Origin of the sequence: Modestobacter sp. DSM 44400, assembly GCF_900107175.1 — a bacterium.
In the GTDB taxonomy this organism is placed as follows: Bacteria; Actinomycetota; Actinomycetes; order Mycobacteriales; family Geodermatophilaceae; genus Modestobacter.
In genome coordinates this window covers 1-5,399 of record NZ_FNOZ01000104.1, presented here as the reverse complement: position 1 = coordinate 5,399, position 5,399 = coordinate 1, and the positions used below count along the sequence as shown (strand labels likewise).

The window sequence follows — 5,399 nt, the reverse complement described above, 5'->3', positions numbered from 1 at the left end:
CTGGCCCGATCGATGCGCTCCACGAACATGATCGAGTCGATGATCTCCATCTGCCGCCAGCACTCGACCAACGTCAAGCGCTGGCGCGACGGGCAGATGGCGCTGCGCTGGTGCGCCGCCGGTATGGTCGAGGCCGGCAAGCAGTTCCGCCGCGTCAACGGCCACCTGCACCTGCCGGCGCTACGCACCGCCCTCGAGCAGGCCACCGCTGCAACTGTCGTACCCGCCGCGCATGATGGGCCCGTCAGCAACGCCGCCTAGTTGATCAACGGGCCGCTACCGAAGTTCCACGGAACTCGGGACATCCTCGAAGGCGTCCTGGCCATGGGTGCGGGCGTTGCTGCACTCGGTCTACGACCAGCCCGACGCCGCCTCCGTGCACGCCCAGTTCGATCGGGTGCTCGATGCCCTGGCCGACAAGCTCCCGAAGGTCGCCGAGCACCTCGAGGGCGCCCGGGCCGACGTGCTCGCGTTCACCGCGTTCCCCAAGGAGGTCTGGCGCCAGATCTGGTCGAACAACCCTGTGCGCCACGAGGCGTCGCATGACCGCAGGGAGGTGGGAGTCCTTCCTCGTTGGGCCGTCGCAGCGGCCTGATGAAGCTGGGGGCAGTCGAGCTCGGGAGGTGCCGAGTGAGGCGGGAGCAGCCCCGACAACGACAGGACGGGTTGGTACTGCCAGACGGCCCGGGCCTGGCAAGCGAGACGGACAGGCGTACGTATGCAGGAACCAGTGGTGGAACCCCCGAAAGTGGAACGTCGGCTCGAACCTGGTGGATCTGGGCCGATCAGCGGTGCGCACCTCGGTCGGGACGTGCAGTCGCCGAGGGAACTTCGGCCAGGTCCAGGGTTGGCCGGGTCGAAGGCCACGATGAAGTGCTGCGGGGTAGTCGTGGCGAGGCCGCCGGGGAAGAGCTGGGCGCCGATCCCGTCGAACGGTCAAGTGGTGAACGTGGGAACCACCGCGGGGCTGTCCCGCCGTCCGACCGGCCAGGTCGGGGCGGGCTGGGCGCACCGTCAGCCGATCGCCGCGTGGTGGGGCGGAGCCGCCGTAGTAGTCCGAGGCCGGGAAAGCCGGTCACATGGCCAAGGGCGGCAGCGAGTTCGCAGTGCAGGAACTGGAAGGTCAGGAGGCCGCCGGTGAACACCGGCGCACCGATGCCCGACGCGGTTGCCGCGCGGGCGCGGGTACTGAAGATCCAGACCAAGCTGCACCAGTGGGCCGGCAGCGATCCTGCTCGCCGGTTTGACGACCTGTTCAACCTGGTCGTCGATCCCGCCGTCCTGGCCGTGGCCTGGGCGCGGGTGCGCAGCAACCGGGGCGCGCGCACGGCTGGAGTGGACGGCATCACCGCCTACTACATCGAGGACGTGCGCGGAGTCGAGGTATTCCTCGCCGACCTGCGGGCCGACCTGAAGGCCCGCGAGTTCGCCCCGGTGCCGGTGCGGGAACGGATGATCCCGAAGGCGTCGGGCAAGGTGCGGCGCCTGGGCATCCCGACCGTTCGGGACCGGGTGGTGCAAGCCGCCCTGAAACTGGTCCTGGAGCCGATCTTCGAGGCGGATTTTGCCCCGTGCTCGCACGGGTTCCGCCCCGGTCACCGCGCGCAGGACGCCATCGCCGAGATCCACCAGTGGACGTCTCACCCGCGCAACTACGAGTGGGCCGTCGACGCGGACATCGAGGCGTGCTTCGACGCGATCGACCACCCGGCCCTGATGGACCGGGTGCGGGCACGGATCGCCGACAAGCGCGTGCTGGCGCTGGTGAAGTCGTTCCTGAAGGCCGGCATCCTCAGCGAGGAGCAGACCCTCAGGGACACGGCCACCGGCACGCCGCAGGGAGGCATCCTGTCTCCGCTGCTGGCCAACATCGCCCTCAGCGTGCTGGACGAGCACTTCACCGCCGCCTGGGCGGCGATGGGCGATTCCAGCGCCCGGCACCGCCGCCGCGCCAAGGGCCAGGCGACATACCGGCTCATCCGCTACGCGGATGACTTCGTCGTCCTGGTTCACGGCACGAAGGCGCATGCCGAAGCGCTGCGCGATGAGGCCGCAGCCGTCCTCGCGCCGATGGGCCTGCACCTATCGGCGGCGAAGACCAGGATCGTCTCCATCGACCAGGGCTTCGACTTCCTGGGCTTTCGCATCCAGCGGCAGCCCAAGCGAGGCAGTGGGAAGCCGACCGTCTACACCTATCCGACCAAGACCGCGCTCGCGTCGGTCAAGGCCAAGGTGCGCACGGTCACCCAGCAGGGACTGAACAAACCGCTCGCCGCCCTGTTGCACCGGCTCGCGCTGGTGCTGCGGGGCTGGACCGGCTACTTCCGGCACGGCGTCTCCAAGGCCACCTTCGACTACCTGCGCCGCTTCACCTGGCGCCGGGTGCTGTTGTGGATGCGCCGCAAACACCGCCGCGCGAACTGGAAGTGGCTCCGCCGCCGCTACCTGCCCGGGTGGTGGCCGACGGACGGGGACGTGGCCCTGTTCGACCCCGGCAAGGTGGCGGTCACCCGCTACCGACACCGGCCGAACATCCCCACCCCGTGGTCAGCAGCGAGAGCGGCCTGACCCACCGGCACGACCTCGTGGAGAGCCGGATGCTCGGGAACGGGCACGTCCGGTTCGGAGGGCGGCCCGGGGAAACGGACCAGCCGCGAGGCTGGCACCGCGCCCCGGGTCGACCCCTACCAAGAGCGGCTGAACCGGGAGATCCGCCGTCGCACCGACGTCGTGGGGATCTTCCCCGACCGGCACTCCCTCATCCGCCTCGTCGGCGCCGTGCTCGCCGAGCAGCACGACGAATGGACCGAAGGGCGCCGCTACCTCGGCCTCGACGTCCTCGCCCGCTGCCGCATGCGGCCCGTCACCGACACCGCCAACACCAGCCCCGAGGAGGTGACCACTCAGACCAGCACCATCCCGGCGCTCAGCGCCTGACCAGACACGAAGATCACGCGGTAGCCGTCACACACCACGCCAGCGGGCTTGACCCGGGCGTGACAGTGGCATGCCGTCCGGTGCATCCCAGTTCGGCCCTCACCCGGTGCGGGCGCACGTTTGGGGGAGGCTGAGAGCGGACCCGAACATTCACCCCCCGGCCCGCCAGGACGGGATTTCCAGCCGGTGCCAACCGACGCGGTATCGGAGGGGTCGCTCTCGTCGGGGTAGACGAACGTTCGGCACTGTCCCTTGCGGTGGGTCAGGATGGTTCCGGTGCGTTCCGGGTCGGCGTCGTACCCGTGGATCCACCCCCGCACCCACCGCCTCCGAGCCCCGGGAGATCCCCTGTGAGCCGACCTGTCCCCAGTCGTCCCGAGGGCTTTGTCCCGATCGCGTCCTACGCCGCACTGGGTGACGGTCGGACCGTCGCACTGGTTGCCGAGGACGGCCGGATCGACTGGTGGCCGCTGCCCACGCTGGACGCCCCGCCGGGGTTCGCGGCGATCGTCGACCCGCCCTCCGGCGGCTACGTCGAGCTGACGCCGGAGGAGCCGGCCACGGTCGAGCGCCGGTACCTGCCCGACACGAACGTGCTGGAGACAACCTTCACGAGCGTGTCGGGCACGGTTCGGGTGGTCGACGCGCTGGCCGTCGGTCGCAGCGGCCGGCTCCCTTGGTCGGAGCTGATCCGGCAGATCGAGGGAGTAGAGGGCAGCGTGGATTTGCGCTGGGGGGTCCGACCGGGGTCCCGCTTCGAGACCGTGCGTCCGTGGACGGAGCAGAAGCGCGGCGCCGTGCTGCTCCACTTGGGTGATCAGAACCTGGCGGTCCGTGCCTTCGATGCGGGCGAGCCGCAGGTCGACGGGCACGGGGTGAGTGGGAGCTTCACCACCTCGCCCGGTTCGCGCTCACTGGTGGCGATTTCCAGCAGCGACGCCGCTCCCGTTTTCGCCTCCGGCCGCGGCGACGTCGAGGCCCACCTGGCGGTCACCCTGGACCGGTGGCAGGAGTGGTCGAGCTCGGTGCACTACGACGGCCGATGGTCCCAACCCGTCCGTCGCTCGGCGCTGGCCCTGAAGCTGCTCCACTTCGCCGACACCGGAGCGGTGGCAGCGGCGGCGACGACGTCCCTGCCCGAGCGGATCGGCGGGGACAAGAACTGGGACTACCGCTACATGTGGGTGCGGGATACTTCCTTCACCGCTGATGCCTTCCTCGGGCTGCACATGCACGAGGAGATCCAGTCGGTCGTGAACTGGCTGCTCGCCGCCGTTCGGCGCAGCGGGCCGGGCCTGGAGATCTTCTACAAGCTGGACGGGTCGACACCGGATTCGGAGCGCCAACTGCGGGCGCCGGGCTACCGCGGCAGTCAGCCGGTGCGCTCGGGCAACGGTGCGGCCACCCAGACCCAGCTCGGCTGCTATGGCGACCTCTTCGACACCGTCCTTCGCTACGTCGAGGCCGGCCACCTGCTCGACCCGGACACCGGCCGGATGCTCGCGGACCTGGCTGATCGCTGTTGCGACATCTGGCCGACCGAGGACGCCGGCATCTGGGAGCTGCACACCGAACGGCATTACACGATCTCCAAGATGGGCTGTTGGGTCGCACTGGACCGGGCCGTGCGGCTGGCTGAGATGGGCGAGATCGCTATCGGTCATGCCGGTCGGTGGGCCCGCGAGGCCGATGAGGTCCGCGCGTGGACCAACGAGCACTGTTGGTCGGAGAGCAAGCAGAGCTACACCTTCTACGCGGGCACCGACGACCTGGACGCGGCAACGCTGCTCGCCGCGAGCACCGGCTTCGACCGCGGCGAGCGGCTGGCCGGCACGGTGCGTGCCGTGCGCCAGGAGCTCGGCCGCGGACCGCTGCTCTATCGCTACACCGGGATGGAGGTCGAGGAGGGCTGCTTCCTGGCCTGCAGCTTCTGGCTGGTCGACGCGCTGACCGAGCTGGGCCGGTTGGAGGACGCGTGCACCCTCATGGACGAGGCGGTGGCGCTGGCCAACGACGTGGGACTGCTGGCGGAGATGATGGACCCGGCCGACGGCGCCATGCTCGGCAACGTCCCGCAGGCGCTCAGCCACCTTGCCCTGATCAACGCCGCCGTGCGGCTGGACGGTCAGCTTCCCGAGGTTGTCCCGGGTCTCGTGGAAGTTGAGGTGGCGGTCCCCCGCCTGCACCGGCCGTGAGGTAGGTGTTGGGCGTCCGCCAAGACTCCATCCGAACAGGGGACCGCCGTGAGCAAGACCTACCAGAAGACCGAGACCGACACACCGGACGCGCCCGGGGTGGCCGTGCCCGAGCGGGTGAGCGTGGCGATGGCTGAGATCGCCGAATCGATGCAGGAGGGGCTGCTGGCCCTGGCGGTTGGCGCCGGGATGCAGGTGATGAGCGCGCTGATGGAGGCCGACGTGTCTGCGTTGGCTGGCCTGAAGGGCAAGCACAACCCCGAGCGG

The 5,399-nt window shown here is 69.9% G+C and carries 2 protein-coding genes and 4 pseudogenes; all 6 read left to right on the top strand.

Annotated elements, in window-relative coordinates; genetic code table 11:
* Nucleotides 1–261 (top strand): annotated as a pseudogene (locus BLW04_RS24590) (IS256 family transposase); the annotation flags it as partial.
* Between the two features lie 34 nt (nucleotides 262–295).
* Nucleotides 296–580: pseudogene (locus tag BLW04_RS24585) on the top strand (transposase); the annotation flags it as partial.
* Between the two features lie 557 nt (nucleotides 581–1,137).
* A complete protein-coding gene (gene ltrA, locus BLW04_RS24580) occupies nucleotides 1,138–2,568 on the top strand; it encodes a group II intron reverse transcriptase/maturase (RefSeq protein ID WP_217631259.1) in 1,431 nt (476 codons plus the stop codon).
* Nucleotides 2,569–2,691: 123 nt separating this feature from the next.
* A pseudogene (locus BLW04_RS24575) lies at nucleotides 2,692–2,937 on the top strand (transposase); the annotation flags it as partial.
* Nucleotides 2,938–3,287: 350 nt separating this feature from the next.
* Nucleotides 3,288–5,132, top strand: a complete 1,845-nt coding sequence (locus tag BLW04_RS24570; protein ID WP_091548179.1) for a glycoside hydrolase family 15 protein — start codon at nucleotides 3,288–3,290, stop codon at nucleotides 5,130–5,132.
* A 48-nt stretch (nucleotides 5,133–5,180) separates the two neighbouring features.
* A pseudogene (locus tag BLW04_RS24565) lies at nucleotides 5,181–5,399 on the top strand (IS256 family transposase); the annotation flags it as partial.